The sequence below is a fragment of the Rhizobium atlanticum genome, from assembly GCF_030182485.1.
GTDB lineage: Bacteria > Pseudomonadota > Alphaproteobacteria > Rhizobiales > Rhizobiaceae > Rhizobium.
In genome coordinates this window covers 75,454-96,975 of record NZ_JAQJCJ010000022.1, presented here as the reverse complement: position 1 = coordinate 96,975, position 21,522 = coordinate 75,454, and the positions used below count along the sequence as shown (strand labels likewise).

Sequence of the window (21,522 nt, the reverse complement as noted above, 5' to 3'; positions counted from 1 at the left end):
AGCTCCCGATCGCATCAGATCCACTCGTTGCAGCCGAACCAGACGGCTGCGCGACAATGCGAGAACACGGCGATATGACAATCTATTATGTGAATTCAGCGACGGGCTCCAACACCAATGCCGGCACCAGCGCAGAAGCGGCTTTTGCGTCATTCTCGGCAGTGGAAAACTTGAAGCTGCAGCCGGGCGACAGCGTGCTGCTCGCGGCGGGTACTGTTTATAACGACCAGCTTGACCTGAAATATTCCGGCACCGCCGCTGCCCCAATCACCATCGGCAGCTACGGCGTCGGCGATGCGCCCGTCATCACGAGCCCTAATGACGGCATTCACAGCCTATACGCATCGAATATCGTCATTGAGAATATCAAGATATCAGATACTGGTGGCGCGGCCATCTATGGTGGCTATGTCTCAAATTGGACCATCCGAAATGTCGAGGTTGATCACACCGGATTATCCAAATCCGGTTCTATCACCTTCCGTACCGGCTCGAACATCACGATCGAAAACAGCACGATTAACGACGTCAATGGCGACGGCATCTGGGTCGAGAAGTTCAACGGTGTCACGCTCCTCAACAACACCGTCACCAATGCCCACGGAACCACTGCCGACGCCGTCCAGATCAACGACAGCAGCAACATCGTCATCAGCGGTAATTATCTTGATCAAACGGGTGCAGTCACGCCAAAGGGCGTCCTGACGCTCGTCCGGCCTGTGGATGCTGTGATCGAGGGGAACACCATCCTCGGCGGCGGCTTCGGGATCAGCGCACAAGCCGGCACAAATGTCGCCATCCATGACAACGACATCTCAGGCTATGGCGGCTACAGCTGGTCCTATGCGATCGGCCTCGGCGACCAGGGGGATACGCGTAATTACGATATCGCTGGAAATTACATCCATGACGGCGCCTGGGGCGTGGCAGTCAGCGCCGCGGGCACGACCACTTATGTCCGCGAGGGTATCGAGATCTACGGCAATCTCTTCGACGACCTGACCCAGGCGGCATTGAAGGTCGACCGGCCGGCATCCGGATCCTTCCATGACAATTTTATCGCGAGCGATGTCACGCCATACAGCATTTCCCCCTCGATCATCGCTGCAGGCACCTTTCCCGTCAGCGATAACACGATCGTCGAAGAAGGTCCTACTACACTTGCGAGCGCCGACAGCCTCGCCGCCGCGGATGCGAGCGTCAGCCTCGTATCGGACACCGGGCTCACATCCCACAACGACCTGAAACTTGCTGCCGACAAGATTGCAGCGGATAAAGTCGGCGCTCATCATGACAATCCAATCTGGGAAAACGGCATATCGGATGAAACCCTGCTGCTTCGTCACTTCGGCAAGGCTGCTGTCGAAAAGCACGGGTCGACATTTGGCAACGGCGATCACGGCGTCACCATGGAAGCCGCCGATCTTGCTGGCCCGGAAAACGGCAGCGAAATTTCACACCATGAGATCACGCCTCAGCCGTTGCATCATTCAGAAGCGGATCCGCTGATCGTCTCTATCCTTCAACACGGCATGCTGCACTGAGGATAGCAGGGAGCATCGCCGCTACGGGGAGAAGCCGTGGCGGCATCAGAGGTCGCCGAGCAGCGTTCGGTGGAAAACGCCTCTTGTCGCTCGCCGCCATCGGCTCAGGAAGAGAGGCCGATCGTAATCGTGGCGGAAAGCACGCCGCTATCGAGCTTCTCAAAATCGAAGATGTGATCGGTAGCGTCCTGCGGAATGAGGCCGTCATTGTCGTTGCGCGTATCGCGGCGGGGGCGTTCACGATAGTCGGGATGCTCACCATAGATGATGTCACTCAGGGCGTCGTCGAAATAGAGCTGGCTGACGAGAAGCTCCTTGCCGTCTGCGAGGATGCGGCAATGAACATGCGGCGTGCGGCCACTATACCATCCCGGATAGGCGGTCAAAAAACTTGCCTGCCCGGCCTCGTCGGTCAGTTGGCGACCGCGAAATGCGAGCCCGCTGATTGCCTCGGCGTCACTAAGCGTACACATCTTCGCAGCCTCTCGGCCGGAATAGATGCCACGGTGATCGGTATGCCAGATTTCGATATCGGCGTTTTCGACCGGCCGGCAGTCGGCGGCATGGACGATACGGAGGGCCAGCCGCAACGGCAGTCCGGCTTCTCCTTCAGAGATGTCTTGGCGGGCCGGGACGTCGTTGACATGGCAGGGGCCACGGGTCTGGGCCAGGGTCACGACGCAATTCGGGCGAGTGCGGAAGAGCGGCGCGGGCAGCTTTTCCAAGGCGACAGACTTGGTGCCGCCGCTCAGAAAATCAGTGCCCTTCCAGTCGAATGTCCTGGCTGCCGCCGCGGCATGCCGCCGCGGCCAGATTGCCGTCGCAACAACCGAGGATGCGGCAATCGCGGCGCCGCCAAGTACAAGAGTGCGCCTCTTCATATGTCCTCCTTTGTCTCAAGACCTGGCGTGTAAGGGGGCAGGCCAGCACCTTCAGTTAAATCCCGGCAATGATCACGGTGACGAGGCTGTCGGCGAAGCAGGGCGATGCCATCAGACCTTAGATGGCAACCTGTTCGCCAAGCTCGACAACGCGGTTTGACGGCAGGTTGAAATAGTCGGAGGGATCGATGGCAAAGCCTTCCAGCGCCATGAATATGCGTTCCTGCCAGCCGGGCAGGCCGGTGTTCGGCGTCCTGACGAGGTTGCGGCGGCCGAGATAGAAGGACGTTTTCATGATCTCGAACTTGAAACCTCCTTCTCTACAGAGCGCCAGCGCCCTGGTGACATCAGGATCGTCCATGAAGCCGAAAGTGATATCGAGACGCACGAAACGCGGCGAGAGTTGGCTTATCTTGATGCGCCTGTTGTCGGGAACATAGGGTTCGTCCTCGGTCCAGACAGTGAGGATGACGTTCTGTTCGTGCAGCACATGATTGTGCTTGAGATTGTGGAGCAGAACGTTCGGCGTCCGGTCTGGCACGCTGGTAAGAAAAACCGCCGTTCCCGGAACGGTAACCGGTGAATGATCCGACTTCCGCTCGATCGACCGGATGAAGGAATCGAGCGGAATTTCGTTGTTGGCCCGCAGTCTCTTGAGGTAGGCTTGCCCCCGGGTCCAAGTCCACATCAAAATCATGATTGCCAGCGCCAGGGCGACCGGAACCCAGCCGCCATCGTGGATCTTCAGCAGATTGGCTGCCAGGAACAAGACTTCGATAATGAAGAGCGGCAGCAGCAGCATGGCGGCGAGCGTGAGCGAGTAGCCCCAGACAGCCCGCAGGAATTGGAAGGACAGCATGGTCGAGATGACCATGGTCCCAGTTACCGAGATACCGTAGGCAGTCGCCAGCGACTCGGAGTCGCCAAAGGAAAAGATCAGCATCAGCACGCCGACCAGCAGGAGGAGATTGACGCTCGGTACGTAGATTTGGCCCGTGTTGGTCTCGGACGTGAATTTGATCCGCAGCCTCGGCAGGAAGCCGAGATGAACCGCCGAGCGGGCGAGAGAAAAAGCGCCGGTGATGACGGCCTGGCTGGCGATGATCGTCGCCATCGTCGCCAGTATGACAACTGGCAACAGGATCCAATCCGGATACATCAGAAAGAATGGGTTGGTGGCCGTTTCGGGATGGGCGAGAACGAGCGCGCCCTGGCCGATATAGTTCAGAAGCAATGCAGGAAAGACGAGTACGAACCACGCCGTCTGGATGGGGCGGCGGCCGAAATGCCCGAGATCGGCATAGAGCGCTTCGGCACCCGTCACCGTCAGAAAAACGGCGCCGAGCACGATGAGGCCGACCGTGCCGGCATGGGCGAGGAACGAAAGCGCATTGATCGGATTGAGGGCGGCCAGAATCCTCCAGTCGTCGCCGATATGGATCAAGCCGCCGGCAGCCATGGCCAGAAACCATAAGACCGTTATCGGCCCGAAAAACATGGAGACAGCTGCAGTCCCCCTCGACTGCGCGGCAAAGAGAACGATCATGATCGCAGCCGAGGCGAGCGGGACATAATCGGCAAAGGTCGGCGTGACCAGCTTCAGACCTTCGAGCGCTGACATGACCGAGAGGGCAGGCGTGATCATTGCATCGCCGATGAAGAGGGCTGCCCCGATCAGCCCGGCGAAGAACAGGACCGGCACGTTTCGTCCCATCTTCTTCATCAGGAGGGCAAGAAGCGAGAGGGTACCACCTTCGCCGTCATTGTCCGCCCTGAGAAGGAACAGCACATATTTGAAAGTCACGATAACGGTTAGCGTCCAGACCATCAGAGAGATCAGGCCGATCACTTCCGGCTCGTGTATGCCATCGGCAGCAAAAGGCCTGAGCGCCTCGCGAAAGGCGTAGAGCGGGCTGGTGCCGATATCGCCATATACGACGCCGACTGCACCGACGACCAATCCGACAAAGCCGCTCCGACTGCCGAGGTCACTGCTCTTGTCCGCATGTGTTGAAGTCATGTTTCCCCGCTCACGCCTCTTGCTTACAGACAGAAACATATGCCGCATTGGAGAAGGGCAAGTAAATTCGTGTCGGTGCAATCTTTTCGTGGCGAAGCGAAGCATGACTGTCGGCCCCGACATGTCTGCCGCGAGGAGTTCGGAATGAAGCGATTTCGGCCCGGAAAATAATATAGTAGGCATTCGAAATCACTTTTCAGGCAGGGGGCGAGTGAGATGGAACCCACTCAATTGTTCGAGCTGGTCATTGCGATGTTTCTCGCGATCATCGCGCTGCATTACGCTGCTCACAGGCTGGGTTTGCCACCGTCCGTTGCGCTGCTGGCCGGCGGCGCTCTGCTAGCCTTCGTGCCGGGGCTACCGGCGATCACCGTAGATCCCGGGCTGGTGCTTGTCATCTTCCTGCCACCGCTCTTGATGGACGGCGCCTGGGCCATTGCTCTCGTGCGGCTGCGGCGCCATATGATCGGCATTGCCTCGCTCGCCGTCGGAGCAGTATTCTTCACCTGTGCCGTCGTGGCCGTCGTGACCCATCTTCTCTTTCCGTCACTTCCCTGGGCCGCCTGTGCAGCACTTGGCGCCATCGTTGCACCGCCGGATGCGGTGTCGGCCCGCGCCGTGCTGGAGCGCGTCAGGCTGCCGCGGCGGCTGCAGATTCTGCTGGAAGGCGAGAGCTTGCTGAACGATGCGAGCGGTCTGGTTCTATTTCGCTTTGCCGTCGCCGCCGCCGCAACGGGAAGTTTCAGCGCGATGGAGGCGGCTTCCAGCTTCCTTGTGCTGGCGCTCGGCGGCATGGTCGTCGGCGTCGTTGTCGGAACGGTGTGGGTGAAATTCGTCCGGCGCCTGGGCGACGAATATCTCATCATCGCCGCCACTGTGCTGCTCGCCTGGATTTCCTATCTGCTCGGCGAATTGCTGCACGTTTCCGGCGTCATTGCCACGGTTACCACGGGTCTAATCGCTTCCTGGCACCAGCACACCGTATTCTCGGCCGCAACGCGCATGCGAGGCACGTCGTTCTGGACTGTGATGATCTTCCTGATGGAAGCTTCAGTTTTTACATTGATCGGGCTGTCGTTGCGCGACGTCGTTGAGCGCGGCGGTGGTTTTACCACAGTTATCGCGACCATGGGACTACCGATGCTGGCGATCCTCGTGACGCTCGTGATCGCCCGCTTTGCATGGGTCTTCGCCTCAGATCTCGTCATCCGCCTTTGTGCTCCGCTGGGGTTCAAACGCGCTGAGCCGCTGGGCGCCGGCGGCGCCACCGTCCTCAGTTGGGCCGGCGTGCGGGGCGTGGTGACGCTTGCCCTGGCGCTCAGCCTGCCAGAAGAATTCCCCGGCCGCGACTTCATCCTCGCAACATCATTTGCCGTCATTGTCGGAACCGTGCTCGTCCAGGGAACGAGTTTGGGGCGGATAATTGCCTGGGCACGGCTGGTGGAGCCGGAGACGGAAAGGGCGCGTCTCACAATGAGTCAGGCCGAAGCCGCCATGGCGCAGGCGCAGCTTGGAACCGTCCAAAACCTGGCATACGACCCTGAGGGAAATCTCATCCACCCGCAATTGCTGGAGCGATACCAACGCCGAGCCACCGCTATCGTCGATTACGCCGCGAGAACGGAACATTATATCCCGATGCTTCACGCCCATTTTGATGTCGTTCTCGAGGCGGTTGCGACCGGCCGTCGGGAACTCATTCGGCTCCACCGCGCCGGTGATATCGACGACGAGACGCTGGAGGAGCTGGAACGGGATCTCGATCTGGAGGAATTGAGCGCGATTTCAGCTAAAGCCTGAGTTTGCAATCGAGTCAGATCGAAGACGGCCGGTAAAAATACGCACTGCATTCGAAGTATTCGATGCGATCCTGGAAATATAAATCCCATCGCAACTAATGCCGTTCCACCGGATCGTTGCGAGATTCCGGCGGATTGTTCCGCTTCGGCTCCCATATGGCATCGGGCTTTCGTCACCCCCAACATCGAATTCTCCATTTTTCGACTTCGCCAGCTGAGCGTTTGCAGATTGCCAATATTCGTCCGTTTTGCGGGTGCCGTCGCCGGTCGCCTAAGTTTTATTTCTTTAAATACAGGAAAAAATACGCGGTCAAATTGCTTCTAATTGCCGCCATGATTCAAATATACGTTCCAGCCGCGATTTTTTCTTCGCCACATTTCGGATGTTTGAAATTATCCAAACAATGGTGAGAAACAATGAAAATTATTCTCGTCATAGCCCTCACGGTTTTTGCCGTGCCGTGTGAGGCCGACATGCTCGTCACGGCTTCGAAATATAATCGCATGCACGAACGTTCTATTTCATTTCTCAGCATCAATCCCCGCAGAACGTCGTGGTGCGGAGCATTCCTCGCCTTTGTCGCCAAACGATCGTCACGCCAGCCGCCGCCCAATCCCAATATGGCAGTTTCCTGGAAAAGCTTCGGCAAACCTGTCTTCTTTCGTTCGGCAAGGCGGGGAGATGTCGTTGTGATCCGAAGCGGCAGGCGGTTCCATGTCAGCCTGTTCGATCACTTCGATCAGCGGCGCCAGTACGTCTATCTCTTCGGCGGCAACCAATCCAACCGCGTCCAGCTGTCACGCTACCGCGCCAGCTCGGTCGTTGCCGTTCGACGATAAAGCCGTTCTGTTGATTGGCACCTGGCCCAACGGTCGGCTCTCGTGCTGAGGTTCGGAGGCTGCGCCTCGAAGAGGGGCGGCTTATCGTCGGAATTTGCGCACCGATCATCAATCAAACCCGTCCAACGCACATAGCACGCCATCGACTGGGATTGAGGCCAGCCTTTCGCGCGTGATGTCGAATCGCCAGGCTTTGACCAGATTCTCGGATCGATAAGAGCCATCTGGCTCTTCCGCCATCCTGCCGAGTGCAAAGATGGGGGCATCAGGAAACCGCCTCGATGAGCAAAAGGCCGGCTGCAGAAGTTCGTGGTGGGGGCTCGGCTTTGAGATCGTTACCTGGTCGATCACGGTCCAGACGGGGAGACTTCCATTCATGCCGGTCTGGCGTCGAAGCACCAGCAAAAGCTTTGCGCCGCATTTTAGCTCGGCTGCCGCATAGGCTGGGCCTCCGACCATTCCTGGTAGTACCGTTCCGCCGATCTCCACGCAGCCCTTCGCAGGAGGAGGCGTCGATTTTCCGCGCGCCTCACTGGCATCGCCGGTGGCTGGAATCAGCGTGAGAAGAGCGGCAATCGCGGGGAGATATCGAGACATGGGAAACCGTTGAGGACACGTGGCGAGGGAGGGGCTGGTTGAATTCTCAGTGCTGAAGTGAGGACCGTAATCCTGCTCTGGAAGACGTCAATGGTTGAGGTTGCAAGTGGAACAAGGTCAGTCGCGGCTGACACTGCGGAAGGCAGCGATGATGCTGTCGGCGGCCAGCCGGGCTTCGTCTGCGTTCGTCTGGAAATTAGTGACGGAGAGCCGCATAACGTCGCGGCCGCGCCATTTGGCGCCGCCTGCGAAGAGGGTGGCGTTTTCACAGATCTTTGCGATGGTCTTGCGGGTGATTGCATCGCTCTCTTCGTCCGGGCGGTCTGTGGCGAAGTGGAGGATGATTTGGTTCAGTGTGATTTCGTTCAAGATGGTGATGCCTGGTTCGCGCTGGAGATGCTCGGCCAGCAGGCGGGCCGACGCGCAACATTGGTCGATGAGGGCGGCGATGCCATCGCGGCCGAGATGTTTCAGCATCGCCCAGGTGGCGAAGCCCCGAGCGCGCCGGGAAAGCTCCGGCACGTAATGGGAGGGATCGCGCTCGCCCTCGGCTGCGAGTGGCAGGTAGCTTGCGGCGATCGTCATGGCGCGGCGGTGGGCAAGCTCGTTGCGCACGATCGCATAGCCGCAGTCATAGGGCGTCTGCAGCCATTTATGACCATCCGTCGCCCAGCTATCGGCCGCCTCGACCCCGCGGCTGAGGTGGCTGAATTTCTCCGAAGCCTGCGCCCAGAGGCCGAAGGCGCCGTCGATATGCACCCAGGCGCCTTTTTCCTTCAGGGTCGGGATGATCCGACGAAAATCGTCAAAACCGCCGGTATTGATCTGCCCGGCCTGGAGGATGGCGATGCAAGGGCCGATGACCGACGTAAGCGCGTCGCCGAGCGCGGCCGGATCGATCCGGCCCATTGGATCAGTCGGCAGGCGCAACACCCGGTCATGGCCGAGGCCGAGGAATTGAAGCGCCGAGAAGACGGTCGTGTGGGCGTCGTCGCCGATCAGCACCGTGATCTCGGGCGCGCCGAACAGGCCTTTTGCGTCCGCATCCCAGCCAGCCTTGCGCAGCACATCGCCGCGGGCAGCGGCAAGGCAAGTGAAATTGGCGACCGTGGCTCCCGTGACGAAGCCGACGGAGCTTTCGGGCGGCAGCTTCAGGATGTCGAGAAGCCATCTCGCCGAGACCGTTTCGACGGCGGCCGCGGCCGGGGCGGCGACGTGGTTTCCGGCATTCTGGCCCCAGGCGCTGGTCAGGAAGTCGGCCGCCACGCCGACCGGATGAGAGCCGCCGATGACCCAGCCAAAGAAGCGTGGGCCCGTGGTGAAATGCAGGCCGGGTTCGGCGTTCGCGGCGAGCTGCCTGATGACATCGGCCATATCGGCGCCGGCCGCCGGCAGCGGCTCGTCGAAGGTGGCGAGCGAAGCGGCATAGTCGTGCCGGGGCACATGGCGGGCCGGCGCGCGCTCACGAAACCCGGCTGCAAGCCGCGCGGCGTCCTGAAACAGAGATGCGATTGCCGACATGCGATCCCCCTGCGCCGGACGCCCGCCGGTCCTGGGGACCGCCTCCAGGCAAGCTGCCGGCGCCGGCAAGTCTATCCGATATCGCCATCGCTGTCTTGGTTCGCGAAGAATCGATCCAGGCGGGTTTGGCTTCGGCTGAAGCGTTGCGGCGCGGACCCAAAGGCTTACAGCATATCCCCAAGGCTCCAGTGGTTGCTCCAGCGGGCGTCGATTTCGTCGTCGACGTTCTGGTAGCGGATGTCGGTGGAGAGGCGCAGCCGCCGGGTGCGGTCTTCGTTGTTGGTGGCGGCGTGGATTATGTAGGGGGAGTGCAGCACGACGTCGCCAGCCTCGTAATCGGCGGCGAGCCAGCGGGCGTTGAAGCGCTCGGCTATATCAGGCAGGTCCTTGGAGATCCAGCCGCCTTCGGCCATTTGACTGTTATAGGCGCTGATCCGCTCTTCCGGCGAGAGAGTGCCGCTGTTCGCCTGGAATTCCGCCTCCATCCTGCGGCCGAGCGCATGCGAGCCTTCGAGATAGACGAGGCCGCCCATTTCGGCGGGGATGTCTCCGATCGGGATCCAGGCAGTGACGAGCCGGCTGGTGCCGCCGCGGAGGTAGACGAGATCGTAGTGGGCGGGGGTCGCCACCACCGTGCCGGGTTGGACATAACGCATCAGCTTGCGTTTGTGGAGATAGGAGATGCCTTGGAGGAAGGCGTCCATGAAGCGAACGAGCCGCGGCTGGGCGCAGAAGCCTTCATAGGCGGCGGAGCGGACGATCGACATTAGGCGGCGGTTGGCGAGGTTCCAGTCGAAGCCTTCGGCGGCCGCGATGCCAAGTGCGAAATCATGGCCGGGCGCCAGCAGGCCGGTTTCGGCGAGGTGGGCGAAGACCCAGCGGCGGAAATCGATCACTTCGGCGCGCGGCAGAAGGCCCTTCAGCCAGACATAACCATCCTCCTCATAGCGGCGGCGGATGGCCTCGACGCCTATGGCAGGATCGGTCTGCGTCAGCAGGCCGAGCCTTTCTGCAGGGATTGTCTTGCCACGGGCGGCGAGGGGCGATTGCATCACTTTCATCCCGGCAGCATTCGCGACAATTGACATTTCATTCATCCTTGCTTTGACTTACCTGCCTCCAGCTTGTCGGTTGCGTGGGCCGATCGCCATGGAGGAAAGCTGCAGCTGGATTTTTCGCTCATGAGAGAAGCAGAGGCCATCTATCGATCTCCCCTTGCCGCGGCCGGCGGGCTTGCTGTGACGGGCAGCGGCAGGCAGCATGCGCGCCATGCCGTGAAGGACAGGAGGCTGCCGAGCTTTGCGGCCGTGTTGGTGGAGCGCGGGCGGGGGTTTCTCGAAACCGCTGCGGGCGGGCGCCAACCCGTGGAGGGGCCGGCGCTCTTCTGGTTGTTTCCGAACCGCCCGCATTCCTATGGGCCTGACGAAGCTGGATGGGACGAGCGCTGGGCGCTGTTTGAAGGTTCGTTCACGCGGGATTTCGTGCGGATGCGGCTGATTGGCGAGCGTCATCCCCTCGTGACGCTGCGCCATCTCGAGGAGGTGGTGCGGCTCTTCGCGCGGCTGCATGCCGATCTCGTCGACGACAGCCATCTAGGACAGGCCTCGGCGGCATTGGCGCTCCATCGTATCGTCATCACCGCCGCGCGGCAGGCGAGCGCTGCCGCAGGTCGCGAAGGCGAGGGTGCGTCCGCCGATCTCGTCGAGACGCTGCGGGGCAGGGCGCTGCAGCCGCTCGACCTTGCCTCGTTTGCCTCCGAGCACGGCATGTCGCCGGCCACGCTGCGGCGTAAATTCATAGCCGAAACGGGCATGCCGCCAAAGGACTTCCAGCTTCGAGCGCGTATGGACCAGGCCAAGCAACTGCTCGCCATGTCAGACGAGAAGATCGAAACCATCGCAGCCATGGTCGGTATCGAAGACCCGTTCTATTTCTCTCGCGTCTTTCGTGAGCGCGAGGGCTGCAGCCCCCGTGAATTCCGGATGCGATATAAGCGAGGTTGAGCTGTTGCAGTATGGATCGCGGTCTTTGCTGCGATCTTGAACAAATCAAGCATTACGTGAAGAGGAAGACGATTTTCTCCAATAAATGTTGATTTTATGCCGGCTGTTTTCAAAATTTTCTAAGGATCTGCTGAAATCTATTGCCTTCTTTCGAAGTATCCATCAATGATGTACGAAATATCATTCGCGCTGCTGTCAAGGCCGCTCTGTCGATCAGCGAGGGATATGCACTGAAATATTTCATTCTCTATGCGCTCGTGTGCTCGGTAGTCGGGATAATTCTTCTCGTCGTCTTCCATCAGATTGCACCGGTTCAGATGGAGAGACCTGGCGATCAAACGGCCTTCGAACCGGATGATCTGGTCGTGCGGTCGACCCGCGAACCAACGACAGACCAGCCCGCCATGCGGCCTCTCAACCAATGGGATCTGCGGCTTGGCAATCAGCCGGAGGCGCAGCCCGATCAATCAGGTGTGCGCAAAGGCGGCCGGGTGGGAACGCCGGCGCAGTAGGTAGAGTTGGCGCTGCCATTCGGGCGCGGCCTTCTCCAAGGCTCCTCATGCTAAGGTGTGCAGCCCGCGAGGGCGGAGCCTCGAAGCACGCGGCTCAACGCTGCTTCTTGCATTCATCAACCGCCGATATACCCGCCGTCAGGATGATCCTTCGAGGCCCTGCGGGCACCTCAGAGTCTGTGAACCTTTTGGATTTCGTCGTTTTCGAAAGAGCTGAGCCATTGATTTAACTCGCATCGAAAAATTGTAAAATCGATAGATTCACAGGCTCTCAGGATGAGGCTCTCTTGTGTGTTGGCGGGCCGCGATGGGGCCAGGCGCCAATCGAACTCGCGCTTCCGAGTTGCATCCACTGCAGTCGGCTGCGATGACATATCTCCGATACTCCGGGAGGTGGCGATGGATGCAGGCGGCGTGACGATCAGGCTCATAGGTGCAGACGAGGTGGAGGCTTTCCGGCATATCCGCCTGGAAGCGCTCCGCGCCGAGCCGTCCTCCTTTGCCAGCCGCTACGAAGACTGGGAAATTCTGTCTCTGCAGGAGTGGCGCGATCGGCTGAGCGAGCCGGTTTTCATAGCCTTTCGCGAAGGCGAGCCCGTCGGCATCATGGGCTTGTTTCGGCAGCGGTCGAGCAAGATGGCCCACCGCGCCACGATCGTCATGGTCTATGTCCGCGCCAAGCTGCGCGGAACGGGCCTTGCCGTCAAACTACTGGAGGCGATTTCCGATCACGCGCGCAATATCGGCATCCGTCAATTGGAACTCTTCGTCAGCGCCGAAAATACGGCGGCGATACGGTTCTACCAGCGGCAAGGTTTTGCCGAAATCGGCCGTATCCCCGGCGGCGTGCTGGAGGATCGCCGGGAGATCGACGATGTGATGATGGCGCGGCGGCTGATGGGTTAGGCCGTCGCGGCGCGGCGGACCATCGGCCTCTTGACCTCAAGTGGGATTGGGGTTGCAGGATGCAGCCTGAATCGGAGGTCGCCGTGATGAAAATCCTGATGGACAAGGACATTGACGATAGCGGGTTGATGGCGGTCGCGATCGACGCGCTGGAGACCGCCTTCCATGCCAGGGCCGCCAACCGGTTGATCTCGCCACCGAGGCATCATGTGTCGTTTCCTGATCGAGGCGATCTCGTTTTTACCGTTGGCGGTATCATGGGCGAGAAGCCGCTCGCGGGTTTTCGCGTCTACGACACATTCGATGGGGCTGAGCATGCGCAGATCGTCGCCGTATGGTCGGCCGACGACGCCAGGCTCAAAGGGATCGTTCTCGGATCGCTCTTGGGAAGCCTCAGGACTGGCGCGATCGGAGGTTTGGCGATCCGGCATCTCGGCGCGCCTGACGCCAAAATCGTCGGCATCATCGGCAGGGGAGCGCAGGCGCGAACCCAGCTTGCAGCGGCTGCCGCCGTTCGCAACCTCGATCACGCCCGCGTTTATAGCCGCGATGAGAAAAATCGTGCTGACTTTGCAAGCGAGATGCAGCTCGCCCTGGGTCTTAAGGTGGAGCCTGTCGACAGCGTCTCGAAAGCCGTTGATGAGGCCGATATCGTCATCTGCGCGACGACAAGCCAAACGCCCGTCCTCCATGCGGGCGATTTAAAGCCCGGCGCGCACGTCAACACTGTCGGCCCGAAAACGCTTCACGGATGCGAACTCGGCTTGGATCTCGCAGACGCGGCGGCCGTGATCGCGACGGATTCTCCCGAACAAACGCGCGCATACCCATCGCCCTTTTTCCTGACAGGCTCCGGCAGCGACAGCCGCCTGGTCGATCTCGCCGACATCATTGCGGGGAAAGCGTCAGGGCGGAGATCGCCCGAAGAGATAACGCTGTTCTGCTCCGTAGGCCTTGCCGGAACTGAAGTCGTCGTCGCCGCGGCGGTGCTCGATAGGGTGGGGTGTCGGTGTAGACCTTGAGTCAAAGACGCCCTTCAAGCCTCTGTTCATTCTATCTATTCGCGCCTTCTGCCGTCAGGCCCAGCACATCCCGCATGCCATATTCGCCGGGTGCGCGCCCTGCAATCCAGCGGGCGGCGGCAAGCGCGCCGCGGGCGAACATGCCGCGATCGAGAGCCGAATGCGACAGCGTCACGACTTCCTCGGCGGCGGCGAACAGGACGCTGTGTTCCCCGACGATCCCGCCGGCGCGCAGGACGGCGAAGCCGATCTCGCCGGGCAGTCGCTCGCCGGTGACGCCGTCGCGCCCACGCCGCTCGACGGATGCGAGGGAAACGCCGCGGCCCTCGGCGGCCGCTTCACCGAGCATCAGCGCCGTACCGGACGGCGCATCGATCTTCCTGTTGTGGTGGGCTTCGAGGATTTCGATATCCCAGTCATGCTGGGGAAGAGCGCGCGCCGCCTGGGCCACGAGGCCGACCAGCATGTTGACGCCGATGGAGAAGTTGCCGGAGCGCAGGATCGGAATCGTTTGGGCGGCGGCTGCGATCCTTTGGATATCACCCGGCTCGAAACCTGTCGCTCCAATCACCAGGGCCGGCCCGCCTGCCGAGGCACAGAGGCCGGCGAGTTCGGCGGCGGCATTTCCCGTCGTGAAATCCAGGATCACGTCGGCGGCTGCAATTGCGGCCGCACGGTCGATCAACCCTTCACCGGCGGAGCCAGGGCGGCCGATGCCGCCGATGACGACAAAAGCCGGATCGGCCGCGAGCAGCGGCAGTATGGTGCGACCCATGCGGCCGTTCGCGCCGGCGACGGCTATTTTGACAGGGGAGGTCACGTGTTTTCCTTGGCTGGAATATTTACGATGGAGCGGCCGCTTGCATCCGGGGTTCGCGCCGGAACGGCATTCTGGACCTACCGCAATTGCGCTGCCGACGTAAAGCAGGGGATTTGTTGCCCCCGTCCCTGTGAACGACTGGCCTTACCAGTTGCCGGGATCGGCGGTGTGATCGATGCTGGCGAATTCATCAGCCTTGTTCCGGTCGAGATTTACCTCCGTGGTCACCTTCGTCTCGTCGGTGACCGAGTAGCGGTCAGGGACAGGTCCCTTCGAAAGTTCCTGGTACAGGAGCAAGGCTGCCTCCTCGGCGGTATCGGCCTCGATCTCGCGGGTGAGGGTAACGGTGAACTTGTGCATGGCTTCGGCCCTTTCAATCGCGCGCAGACGATGCTTGCCACTCTGACACCCTTTTGCGGCGAGGACGCAAGGCCGTTGCCGAAATAACATGCATAGGCTGGAGAAAGGCGATCTCTCTCTTATTTCAGTAGAATTGCAAACCAAGAGGGAAGGACCGCCGCAATGGCAAAAAACACGATCTGCCTATGGTACAACAAAGACGCTGAAGACGCGGCCCGCTTTTATGCCGCGACGTTTCCCGACAGCGCGGTGGGTGCTGTCACTCGGGCGCCGGGAGATTATCCTGACGGTAAGCAGGGAGATGTTTTGGTTGTTGAATTCACCGTCGCCGGTATCCCTTGCATCGGTCTGAACGGCGGCCCTGCATTCAAACACAGTGAAGCCTTCTCGTTTCAGATCGCTACGGAGGATCAGGAAGAAACCGATCGTTTGTGGAACGCCATCGTCGGTAATGGCGGCCAGGAAAGCGAGTGTGGCTGGTGCAAGGACAAATGGGGTTTGTCCTGGCAGATTACACCGCGTGTCCTCTCAGAAGCGCTCTCGGCGGGTGGTGATCAGGCAAAGCGTGCATTTGACGCGATGATGACGATGAGAAAGATCGATGTCGCGGCGATCGAGGCGGCTCGGCGCGGTTGAGGCGCCATCGCCCGCCCCGAGGCCGACAGATGTCGGGCTGTCAGAACCAGAGATCGCGTACGCGGCGCCCGTCGGAGGGAAGATCTTTGAATGTGTCGAGCCCGTCGAAATGATCGATGGGGAGATCGGCGACGAGTTCCGGCGGTGCAAGCCGCATGTTGACCGCTATGCGGCGGCGGCCATTCTTTTGCAGGCGCAGACCGCGCAGTTCAAGACGCAGGCACAGGATGGGCAGAACAAGATTCGAGCGACGACGCTGCCCTGCCGGACCGGGTATAAGAGGCGGTCTGGCCGATAAGGGTGATCCGCTCTCCTTCGTAATCATAGGCCCCGAGCGTGCCGTAGCGTCGGCAGAGGGTGCAGTTGCAGGCGGTGATCGATCCCGGATCGCCTTCGAGGGTCCAGCCCGTCTTGCCGCAATGACATGAGCCCGTCAGCAGGAGTGCTCGGATCCACTTCCCCGTTCAACGGCTGCATCCTGCCTCAATCGTGCAACGACCGCAATTGGCGCGTCGATCGCTCGGCCGCTGCCTTTCACGGGCCTGTGGCCGTTCCGAGGGGTGGTCATCGCCATGGCGCTGACGTCGATGGCGGTGAAGCAATCAATCTGACAGTCATCTGGGGCATTCGGCTACCATCGACGGCGTAACGACTGGGGGCTTCATTCCCGAAGACAATCGAGTAACCATCGCCGGCTCGCCTGAAGGCTGACCGAATGACCTACGGCGGCAACAAGGCCTCTCCTCGAAAGACCTCTGCCCTATAGGTCGAAGTGCCCGCGGGCGGAAATCCCGTCCTGCGAACGCGTCCTCGATCAGCCGGTGGATGGAATATGGCCGAGCGATCACTACGGGGTCATGGTCGATATCGACTCCGGTCAAATGCAAGGGCCGGCTGACGGCGCTGTGGGTCTCGATAAAGGCCGAATTCGTCGTGCCTATTCCACAAGCCCGAAGATCGGGCCATAGCCGCCATGCCAGGACCAATCGTTGCGGTCTAATGCTGGATAGTAAAGCCCAACACCTCGTCCGCCATCCAGAAACAACGCGTCAGGGCATTGCAGTCGGTCCCGGAAGAGCCGTGCGAATTCATGGAAATTGACCCCGTCTTCGCTGATTGCGAAGCGAACCGCGCCACCCGCGCAGACGCCGACCCCGCTTCGACGGCTCCGGTCTGTCGAGCCGAGGATGAAGATCGGGTTCAGCTTGCCGGCGATGACGAGCATTGGGCCGGACTGCGTGGCGAACCGCACCTTGGGGGCACGCCTCAGAAATTCATCGGTCGGGAGTATGTCGGCGCCCGCTTCACCAAGAAAGAACACGCCGTTCGGTTTCTTGTAGAAATTCGGCACCTGACCGGGGGGGCCTCCGGCCCCTGCGGTATTGGCGGACTTCAATTCCCTGGCGTTTTCGACATACAGTCCCATCGGCGAAAAATCGGCCCGGTACATTCCGGCATTGATGGCCAAGGCCAACGTTTTCCCCTCGGCGCGAACGGCTTCGGCCAAGCGTGAAAAAGCGCGGTATGGTTGGCCATCGGCGCCCTTCCAGAACAGGCGCAGGTCGGCTTTTCCTGCTTCCAGCGTGCAAACGACGTACGCCGCCTGGTCGAAAGTTTCCTGTTCGCATGGCTCTGCATGCGCCTGAGGCAGGAATGTCATCATTGTCGCCAGCATCATGGCCGCGGCGAGCATGGCTTGTTTGACATAGGGCATTGGTATCAGAATAGTCATGACGAGATATGATTTCCTATCGTGCGGCGGCAGCACCGGGTTTTTCATCGCCATCGGCGACGGCCGGAATAGGAATTTTTACCGGTACAGCAACGATTGTCAGCCGGGATGAGTATCCAAGATTTCTCGTGAAACGCGTTCTGCCTCCTTCTTCTGCTGGAACGAAAAGATAGCGTCATGCTCTTCTTCTCCCGCTGGCAGAAGAGTGGATCAGACCGATGAGGTGGGAAGGAGTCTCAGCGGCAAAACGCCTCCATCATCAGAATCCAGGCACCCCGCAAAGGTGGGAACATTCAATCCTACCAGGCGGTACGGGCGGTGCCGAGCGCTGTTGTATGAGAGGATGAGACGTGGGCGACGTGCGCCTTGAGCGATACGACGCAGTTTCCCGGAAAGCTAAGTTTGTGCGCCGTCAAGTGCTTCAGCAGCGCTTCTGCGTCGCGCTTCTCGGTCAACGGAAATGTCACAGTCATGCGGGTTCCTCATACTGAGCATCTGCGGAAATTAATGGTTAAATTCTCTTGCGCTGCAACAAGAAAATTTGAATGATAAAATTAAAATCGATTAGCTTTTGGTGGGGTTTTTTAAAATCGTTTGAATTAGCTTCCTCGGTTTCCCATGGATTGGGCAGTGGTTCGGCCGCGCGAGCGAGATCCGCATAGTGCGCTCCAACAAGCACTCGAAGCGTTAGGAGCAATGCCTTCGATGAAGGCATTGGTGGATGCTGAGAGATGGCGCTGCCGATTCAAGATCAGCCGCTCACCGTGTATGGCGGGCAGCCCAATTCCTGAGCCGCAGTCCATTGAGCTTGATGAAGCCTTCGGCATCATGATGATCATAAGCGATGGAACTTTCCTCGAAGGTGACGAGGTCGGCGGAATATAGTGAGCAGGGCGAGCTGCGGGAAATAACCGAGGCGCTTCCCTTGTAGAGCCTGACCGTCACCTCGCCGTTGACGAAGGCCTGGCTTCGGTCGATCAGCGCCTGCAGCATGTGCCGCTCGGGCGCGAACCAGAAGCCGTTATAGATCAGCTCGGCGTAGCGGGGCATGATCTCATCCTTCAGATGTGCGGCGGCACGATCGAGCGTGATCGACTCGATCCCGCGATGCGCCGCAAGCAGGATCGTTCCTCCCGGCGTCTCGTACACGCCCCTCGACTTCATGCCGACGAAGCGGTTTTCCACGAGATCGAGCCGCCCGACGCCATGCTGGCCGCCGAGGCCATTGAGTTCGGTGAGCAGTGTTGCCGGCGTCATCGCCTGGCCGTTCAGGGAAACCGGGTCGCCGCTCTCGAAACCGATGGTGATGGTCTGGGGGGTATCAGGGGCGTCGAGCGGATCGACGGTGCGCTGGTAAACATAAGCGGGTGCGATCGCCGCCGGATCTTCGAGGATCTTGCCTTCGGTCGAGGTGTGCAGCAGGTTGGCGTCGATCGAGAACGGCGCATCGCCCCGCTTGTCGTTCGGCACAGGGATCCGATGCTTCTCGGCATATTCCAGCAGCTGGGTGCGGGAGCGGATGTTCCATCGACGCCATGGAGCAATGACCCCGATCGACGGATCGAGCGCATCGACGGCCAGTTCGAAGCGGACCTGGTCGTTGCCCTTGCCTGTCGCGCCGTGGGCAACGGCGTCCGCGCCGACCTCCCGGGCTATGGCGACCAGATGCTTGGCAATCAGGGGCCGGGCGATGGAGCTGCCGAGGAGATACTGACCCTCGTAGAGGGTGTTGGCCCGCAGCATCGGAAAGACAAAGTCGCGGACGAATTCCTCACGCAGGTCGACGATGCGGACATCCTTGACCCCGAACATTGCCGCCTTCGACCGCGCCGGCTCGAGTTCTTCGCCCTGACCCAGATCGGCGGTGAAGGTCACGACCTCGCATCCGTAAGTCTCCTGCAACCATTTGAGGATGATCGAGGTATCCAGCCCGCCCGAATAAGCGAGCACGATTTTCTCTATTTTTTTCGCCACCAGTCCCTCTCCGCTTTGACCAATGGAACAATAGGCCAGCTCATACGCAATGAGCTTGCGAAGCTTCCTGAGAATTGCGAAGATTTGGCATGTTATGCCATTCCAAGATAAACTGGGGCCATGAAATGCCAATCACTTTGGACTCGATCGATCGGCATATCCTGCGGGTGCTTCAGCGTGACGGGCGTATTTCGAATGTCGAGCTGGCAAAAGAGGTGGGGCTGTCGCCTTCGCCCTGCCTGCGCCGCGTGGGCCTTTTGGAAGAGGCTGGGATCATCGATCGCTACGTCGCCGTACTGGATCCGGCCAAGGTCGGCGCAGGGCTGACGGTTTTCGCCCGCGTGTGGTTCAAGACCCAGGATGCCGAGGTCACGCTGCGGTTCGCCGAAGCCGTCAGGCGCTTTCCGGAGGTGATGGAATGTTACCTGACGGCAGGGGAGTGTGATGCCGTGCTTCGGATCGTCACTGCCGATCTGCACAGCTACTGGCGTTTTCAGGCCGACCACCTGACGCGCATTCCGAGCGTCCTCAACGTCAAGACCGATGTGCCGATGGAAACACTGAAGCGGAGCTTCGAACTGCCGTTGCGGTAGCGTTCTAAGGCATTGCGTTTCGGAGCCATATAGCGCGGGGTTGACTAGCCCCCTCCTTCGAGGCTGCTACGGGGCGCCTCGGGGTGAGGCTGGAGCGGCGCGGAAGGCGGCGATCCGCCGCCTGCGCTTCATTCGGCAACTATGCTTTCAGCGCGGCGGCATAGTCGGCCGCGTAGGACTTCAGTGAGCGCGGGGCCTTGGCGGTGAGCGTCTCGACGTCGCCGGTCAAGGCGGCCGTCCAGTTCTGGCGGACGGGATAGAAGATCGAAGCGAGAAAGCTTGCATAGCCGGCCGGCACGCCAGCCCCCGTCAGCATTTCAATGAAGGCCTCGTCGGAGACGGCGTTATAGGTGACGGGCTTGCCGATTGCTTCGGAGAGGATGGCGGCGGCTTCGGCATAGGAGAGCGCTACCGGGCCGGTCAGGTTGAAGGCCTTGCCGTCGAAGGGCGAGGAGGTGAGCGCTGCCACGCCGCTTGCCGCGATGTCTCGGGCGTCGATGAAACTCGACTTGCCTTCGGCGGCGGGAAGCGCGATCTGGAGTGGTCGATGCCTGGTTTCCAGAAGGTGTGGAAGTTGTCGGAAAACCAGTTCGGGGGCAGGATGACATAGGGCGTGGGGATACGGTTTCGGCACTCGCTCACTGGGCGGAGCAGAACATGGACGCAATCTTTGCGGCGCAGCGTGGGCGTATGATGAAAGGGATGCCGGTTGATGGTGCCGGAGGTTCGACGTAAGCAAGATCTGCTGTTCCGCGATTACGCAGTCCTCATCCTGCGCAGGCGTGCTGCGCACCACCGCCATGCGGGCGCAACGACGTAGCCGACGGCCGGGATGGTCGCAAGCCCGAGGAGGATGCCGACGAGACCCGAGCCGGCAGCTTGGACCAGCCAGGAAACCACGCCGCCAACGGCAGGCATTGCGTGCGCGGCGCCTTCCCCGGCATCGTGGAGCAGATGGCTCAGCCAGGCAAAGCCAAAGCTTTCGGCGCCGTGTACAATGATGCCGCCGCCGACCCAGATCATCGCCGCTGTCCCGATCAGACCCAGCACCTTGAGAAGATAGGGCATGCCCTGCACAAGGCCGAGCCCGAGCATGCGAGGGAACGCGCCTGTCCGGGAGCGGGAAGAGCGCTGGACAAGCCAGAGGCCGAAGTCGTCCGCCTTTACGATCAAGGCGACGACCCCGTAAACGGCGGCCGTGATCAGAGTACCGACCAGGGCGAGAATCAGCGCCTGCATCGCCAGACCCGAATCGGACAGGGAGCCGAGGGTGATCGCCATGATCTCGGCCGAGAGGATGAAATCGGTTCTGATGGCGCTCGCGACCTTTTCGTCCTCGAAGGTCTTAGGGTCGACGCTGATCGTCTCGAGAGCGTGCTCATGGGCATGGGCCGCGTGCGGCACGACGAGTTCGTAGACCTTTTCGGCGCCTTCGTAGCAGAGGTAGAGCCCACCAAGCATGAGCAGCGGCATTACGGCCTGCGGCACGAGCAGGCTAAGGACGAGTGCGGCCGGCAGGAGGAAGACCAGCTTGTTTTTGAGGGAACCGATGGCGATCCGCGCGATGATCGGCAATTCGCGCGCAGCCGAGAGGCCGGTTACATAACGCGGCGTGACGGCTGCGTCGTCGATCACGACCCCGGCGGCTTTGGCGCCGGCTCTGCCCGCCTGGGCAACCACGTCGTCCAGAGAAGCGGCGGCCGTCTTCGCAAGCGCTGCGACATCATCAAGGAGAGCAATCAGGCCGACACTCACAAGTAAA

Annotated in this window: 20 protein-coding genes and 2 pseudogenes; 9 read left to right on the top strand and 13 right to left on the bottom strand. The window is 60.5% G+C overall.

The window, feature by feature from the left end; all coding sequences use genetic code 11:
- The first annotated feature begins 74 nt into the window (after nt 1–74).
- Nucleotides 75–1,544, top strand: coding sequence for a right-handed parallel beta-helix repeat-containing protein (locus PH551_RS27110; protein ID WP_285195777.1), 1,470 nt, complete (start codon nt 75–77; stop codon nt 1,542–1,544).
- Nucleotides 1,545–1,648: 104 nt separating this feature from the next.
- Here PH551_RS27110 and PH551_RS27105 read toward each other — a convergent pair whose 3' ends face one another.
- Together PH551_RS27105 and PH551_RS27100 are read right to left on the bottom strand one after the other, a co-directional pair.
- Nucleotides 1,649–2,425, bottom strand: coding sequence for a dioxygenase family protein (locus tag PH551_RS27105; protein WP_285195776.1), 777 nt, complete (start codon nt 2,423–2,425; stop codon nt 1,649–1,651).
- 118 nt (nt 2,426–2,543) lie between these two features.
- A complete protein-coding gene (locus tag PH551_RS27100) occupies nt 2,544–4,445 on the bottom strand; it encodes a potassium transporter Kup (protein WP_085778565.1) in 1,902 nt (633 codons plus the stop codon).
- Between the two features lie 216 nt (nt 4,446–4,661).
- On the opposite strand from PH551_RS27100, the gene PH551_RS27095 reads away from it, so the two are divergent.
- On the top strand, nt 4,662–6,245 hold the full coding sequence (locus PH551_RS27095) for a Na+/H+ antiporter (RefSeq protein ID WP_085778564.1): 1,584 nt from the start codon (nt 4,662–4,664) through the stop codon (nt 6,243–6,245).
- Nucleotides 6,246–6,661: 416 nt separating this feature from the next.
- A complete protein-coding gene (locus PH551_RS27090; protein ID WP_085778563.1) occupies nt 6,662–7,084 on the top strand; it encodes a TIGR02594 family protein in 423 nt (140 codons plus the stop codon).
- A gap of 108 nt (nt 7,085–7,192) precedes the next feature.
- On the opposite strand, the gene PH551_RS27085 is transcribed toward PH551_RS27090, so the two are convergent.
- The 3 genes from PH551_RS27085 to PH551_RS27075 form a co-directional block, all read right to left on the bottom strand.
- Nucleotides 7,193–7,681 (bottom strand): hypothetical protein, encoded by a 489-nt coding sequence (locus tag PH551_RS27085; RefSeq protein ID WP_285195775.1) that lies wholly within the window; start codon nt 7,679–7,681, stop codon nt 7,193–7,195.
- Between the two features lie 117 nt (nt 7,682–7,798).
- Nucleotides 7,799–9,202 (bottom strand): pyridoxal phosphate-dependent decarboxylase family protein, encoded by a 1,404-nt coding sequence (locus PH551_RS27080; protein ID WP_285195774.1) that lies wholly within the window; start codon nt 9,200–9,202, stop codon nt 7,799–7,801.
- 164 nt (nt 9,203–9,366) lie between these two features.
- Nucleotides 9,367–10,290: a phytanoyl-CoA dioxygenase family protein gene (locus PH551_RS27075; protein ID WP_285195773.1), complete on the bottom strand. Its 924-nt coding sequence runs from the start codon at nt 10,288–10,290 to the stop codon at nt 9,367–9,369.
- Between the two features lie 93 nt (nt 10,291–10,383).
- On the opposite strand from PH551_RS27075, the gene PH551_RS27070 reads away from it, so the two are divergent.
- The 4 genes from PH551_RS27070 (at nt 10,384) to PH551_RS27055 (ending at nt 13,645) form a co-directional block, all read left to right on the top strand.
- On the top strand, nt 10,384–11,205 hold the full coding sequence (locus tag PH551_RS27070) for a helix-turn-helix transcriptional regulator (RefSeq protein ID WP_085778560.1): 822 nt from the start codon (nt 10,384–10,386) through the stop codon (nt 11,203–11,205).
- Nucleotides 11,206–11,345: 140 nt separating this feature from the next.
- Nucleotides 11,346–11,717 carry a hypothetical protein gene (locus PH551_RS27065; protein WP_085778559.1) on the top strand — a complete coding sequence of 124 codons (372 nt, stop codon included), beginning with the start codon at nt 11,346–11,348 and terminating at the stop codon, nt 11,715–11,717.
- A 399-nt stretch (nt 11,718–12,116) separates the two neighbouring features.
- The gene (locus tag PH551_RS27060; protein ID WP_285195772.1) at nt 12,117–12,623 is read left to right on the top strand and encodes a GNAT family N-acetyltransferase; all 507 of its coding nucleotides are present in this window, start codon (nt 12,117–12,119) and stop codon (nt 12,621–12,623) included.
- 83 nt (nt 12,624–12,706) lie between these two features.
- The gene (locus tag PH551_RS27055; protein ID WP_085780106.1) at nt 12,707–13,645 is read left to right on the top strand and encodes an ornithine cyclodeaminase family protein; all 939 of its coding nucleotides are present in this window, start codon (nt 12,707–12,709) and stop codon (nt 13,643–13,645) included.
- A gap of 31 nt (nt 13,646–13,676) precedes the next feature.
- Here the strand turns inward: PH551_RS27055 and dapB are convergent, their stop codons facing one another.
- Both dapB and PH551_RS27045 read right to left on the bottom strand, forming a co-directional pair.
- On the bottom strand, nt 13,677–14,465 hold the full coding sequence (dapB, locus tag PH551_RS27050; RefSeq protein ID WP_285195771.1) for a 4-hydroxy-tetrahydrodipicolinate reductase: 789 nt from the start codon (nt 14,463–14,465) through the stop codon (nt 13,677–13,679).
- Between the two features lie 144 nt (nt 14,466–14,609).
- On the bottom strand, nt 14,610–14,825 hold the full coding sequence (locus PH551_RS27045; protein WP_085778556.1) for a hypothetical protein: 216 nt from the start codon (nt 14,823–14,825) through the stop codon (nt 14,610–14,612).
- A gap of 162 nt (nt 14,826–14,987) precedes the next feature.
- On the opposite strand from PH551_RS27045, the gene PH551_RS27040 reads away from it, so the two are divergent.
- Nucleotides 14,988–15,461, top strand: a complete 474-nt coding sequence (locus PH551_RS27040) for a VOC family protein (RefSeq protein WP_085778555.1) — start codon at nt 14,988–14,990, stop codon at nt 15,459–15,461.
- 40 nt (nt 15,462–15,501) lie between these two features.
- Here the strand turns inward: PH551_RS27040 and PH551_RS27035 are convergent.
- The 4 genes and pseudogenes from PH551_RS27035 to PH551_RS27020 all read right to left on the bottom strand — a co-directional run bounded on the left by PH551_RS27035 (nt 15,502) and on the right by PH551_RS27020 (nt 19,167).
- Nucleotides 15,502–15,901 (bottom strand): annotated as a pseudogene (locus PH551_RS27035) (GFA family protein).
- Between the two features lie 497 nt (nt 15,902–16,398).
- Nucleotides 16,399–17,175, bottom strand: a complete 777-nt coding sequence (locus PH551_RS27030; RefSeq protein WP_285195797.1) for a phosphodiester glycosidase family protein — start codon at nt 17,173–17,175, stop codon at nt 16,399–16,401.
- 317 nt (nt 17,176–17,492) lie between these two features.
- Entirely contained in the window at nt 17,493–17,666 is a 174-nt protein-coding gene (locus PH551_RS27025) for a hypothetical protein (RefSeq protein WP_176536321.1), read from the bottom strand.
- A gap of 286 nt (nt 17,667–17,952) precedes the next feature.
- Nucleotides 17,953–19,167, bottom strand: coding sequence for an argininosuccinate synthase (locus PH551_RS27020; RefSeq protein ID WP_285195769.1), 1,215 nt, complete (start codon nt 19,165–19,167; stop codon nt 17,953–17,955).
- Nucleotides 19,168–19,292: 125 nt separating this feature from the next.
- Between PH551_RS27020 and PH551_RS27015 the strand changes: the two genes are divergently transcribed.
- Nucleotides 19,293–19,760, top strand: coding sequence for an Lrp/AsnC family transcriptional regulator (locus PH551_RS27015; RefSeq protein WP_285195768.1), 468 nt, complete (start codon nt 19,293–19,295; stop codon nt 19,758–19,760).
- 139 nt (nt 19,761–19,899) lie between these two features.
- Here the strand turns inward: PH551_RS27015 and PH551_RS27010 are convergent.
- Together PH551_RS27010 and PH551_RS27005 are read right to left on the bottom strand one after the other, a co-directional pair.
- Nucleotides 19,900–20,375 (bottom strand): annotated as a pseudogene (locus tag PH551_RS27010) (Rossmann-fold NAD(P)-binding domain-containing protein); the annotation flags it as partial.
- Nucleotides 20,376–20,516: 141 nt separating this feature from the next.
- Entirely contained in the window at nt 20,517–21,515 is a 999-nt protein-coding gene (locus tag PH551_RS27005) for a DUF808 domain-containing protein (protein WP_285195767.1), read from the bottom strand.
- Nucleotides 21,516–21,522 lie beyond the last annotated feature (7 nt).

Coding starts and splice junctions, on each gene's coding strand:
- PH551_RS27110 (WP_285195777.1), top strand. CDS start 75: ATGACAATCTATTATGTGAATTCAGCGACGGGCTCCAACACCAATGCC.
- PH551_RS27105 (WP_285195776.1), bottom strand. CDS start 2,425: ATGAAGAGGCGCACTCTTGTACTTGGCGGCGCCGCGATTGCCGCATCC.
- PH551_RS27100 (WP_085778565.1), bottom strand. CDS start 4,445: ATGACTTCAACACATGCGGACAAGAGCAGTGACCTCGGCAGTCGGAGC.
- PH551_RS27095 (WP_085778564.1), top strand. CDS start 4,662: ATGGAACCCACTCAATTGTTCGAGCTGGTCATTGCGATGTTTCTCGCG.
- PH551_RS27090 (WP_085778563.1), top strand. CDS start 6,662: ATGAAAATTATTCTCGTCATAGCCCTCACGGTTTTTGCCGTGCCGTGT.
- PH551_RS27085 (WP_285195775.1), bottom strand. CDS start 7,681: ATGTCTCGATATCTCCCCGCGATTGCCGCTCTTCTCACGCTGATTCCA.
- PH551_RS27080 (WP_285195774.1), bottom strand. CDS start 9,202: ATGTCGGCAATCGCATCTCTGTTTCAGGACGCCGCGCGGCTTGCAGCC.
- PH551_RS27075 (WP_285195773.1), bottom strand. CDS start 10,290: ATGTCAATTGTCGCGAATGCTGCCGGGATGAAAGTGATGCAATCGCCC.
- PH551_RS27070 (WP_085778560.1), top strand. CDS start 10,384: ATGAGAGAAGCAGAGGCCATCTATCGATCTCCCCTTGCCGCGGCCGGC.
- PH551_RS27060 (WP_285195772.1), top strand. CDS start 12,117: ATGGATGCAGGCGGCGTGACGATCAGGCTCATAGGTGCAGACGAGGTG.
- PH551_RS27045 (WP_085778556.1), bottom strand. CDS start 14,825: ATGCACAAGTTCACCGTTACCCTCACCCGCGAGATCGAGGCCGATACC.
- PH551_RS27040 (WP_085778555.1), top strand. CDS start 14,988: ATGGCAAAAAACACGATCTGCCTATGGTACAACAAAGACGCTGAAGAC.
- PH551_RS27030 (WP_285195797.1), bottom strand. CDS start 17,175: ATGCCCTATGTCAAACAAGCCATGCTCGCCGCGGCCATGATGCTGGCG.
- PH551_RS27025 (WP_176536321.1), bottom strand. CDS start 17,666: ATGACTGTGACATTTCCGTTGACCGAGAAGCGCGACGCAGAAGCGCTG.
- PH551_RS27015 (WP_285195768.1), top strand. CDS start 19,293: ATGCCAATCACTTTGGACTCGATCGATCGGCATATCCTGCGGGTGCTT.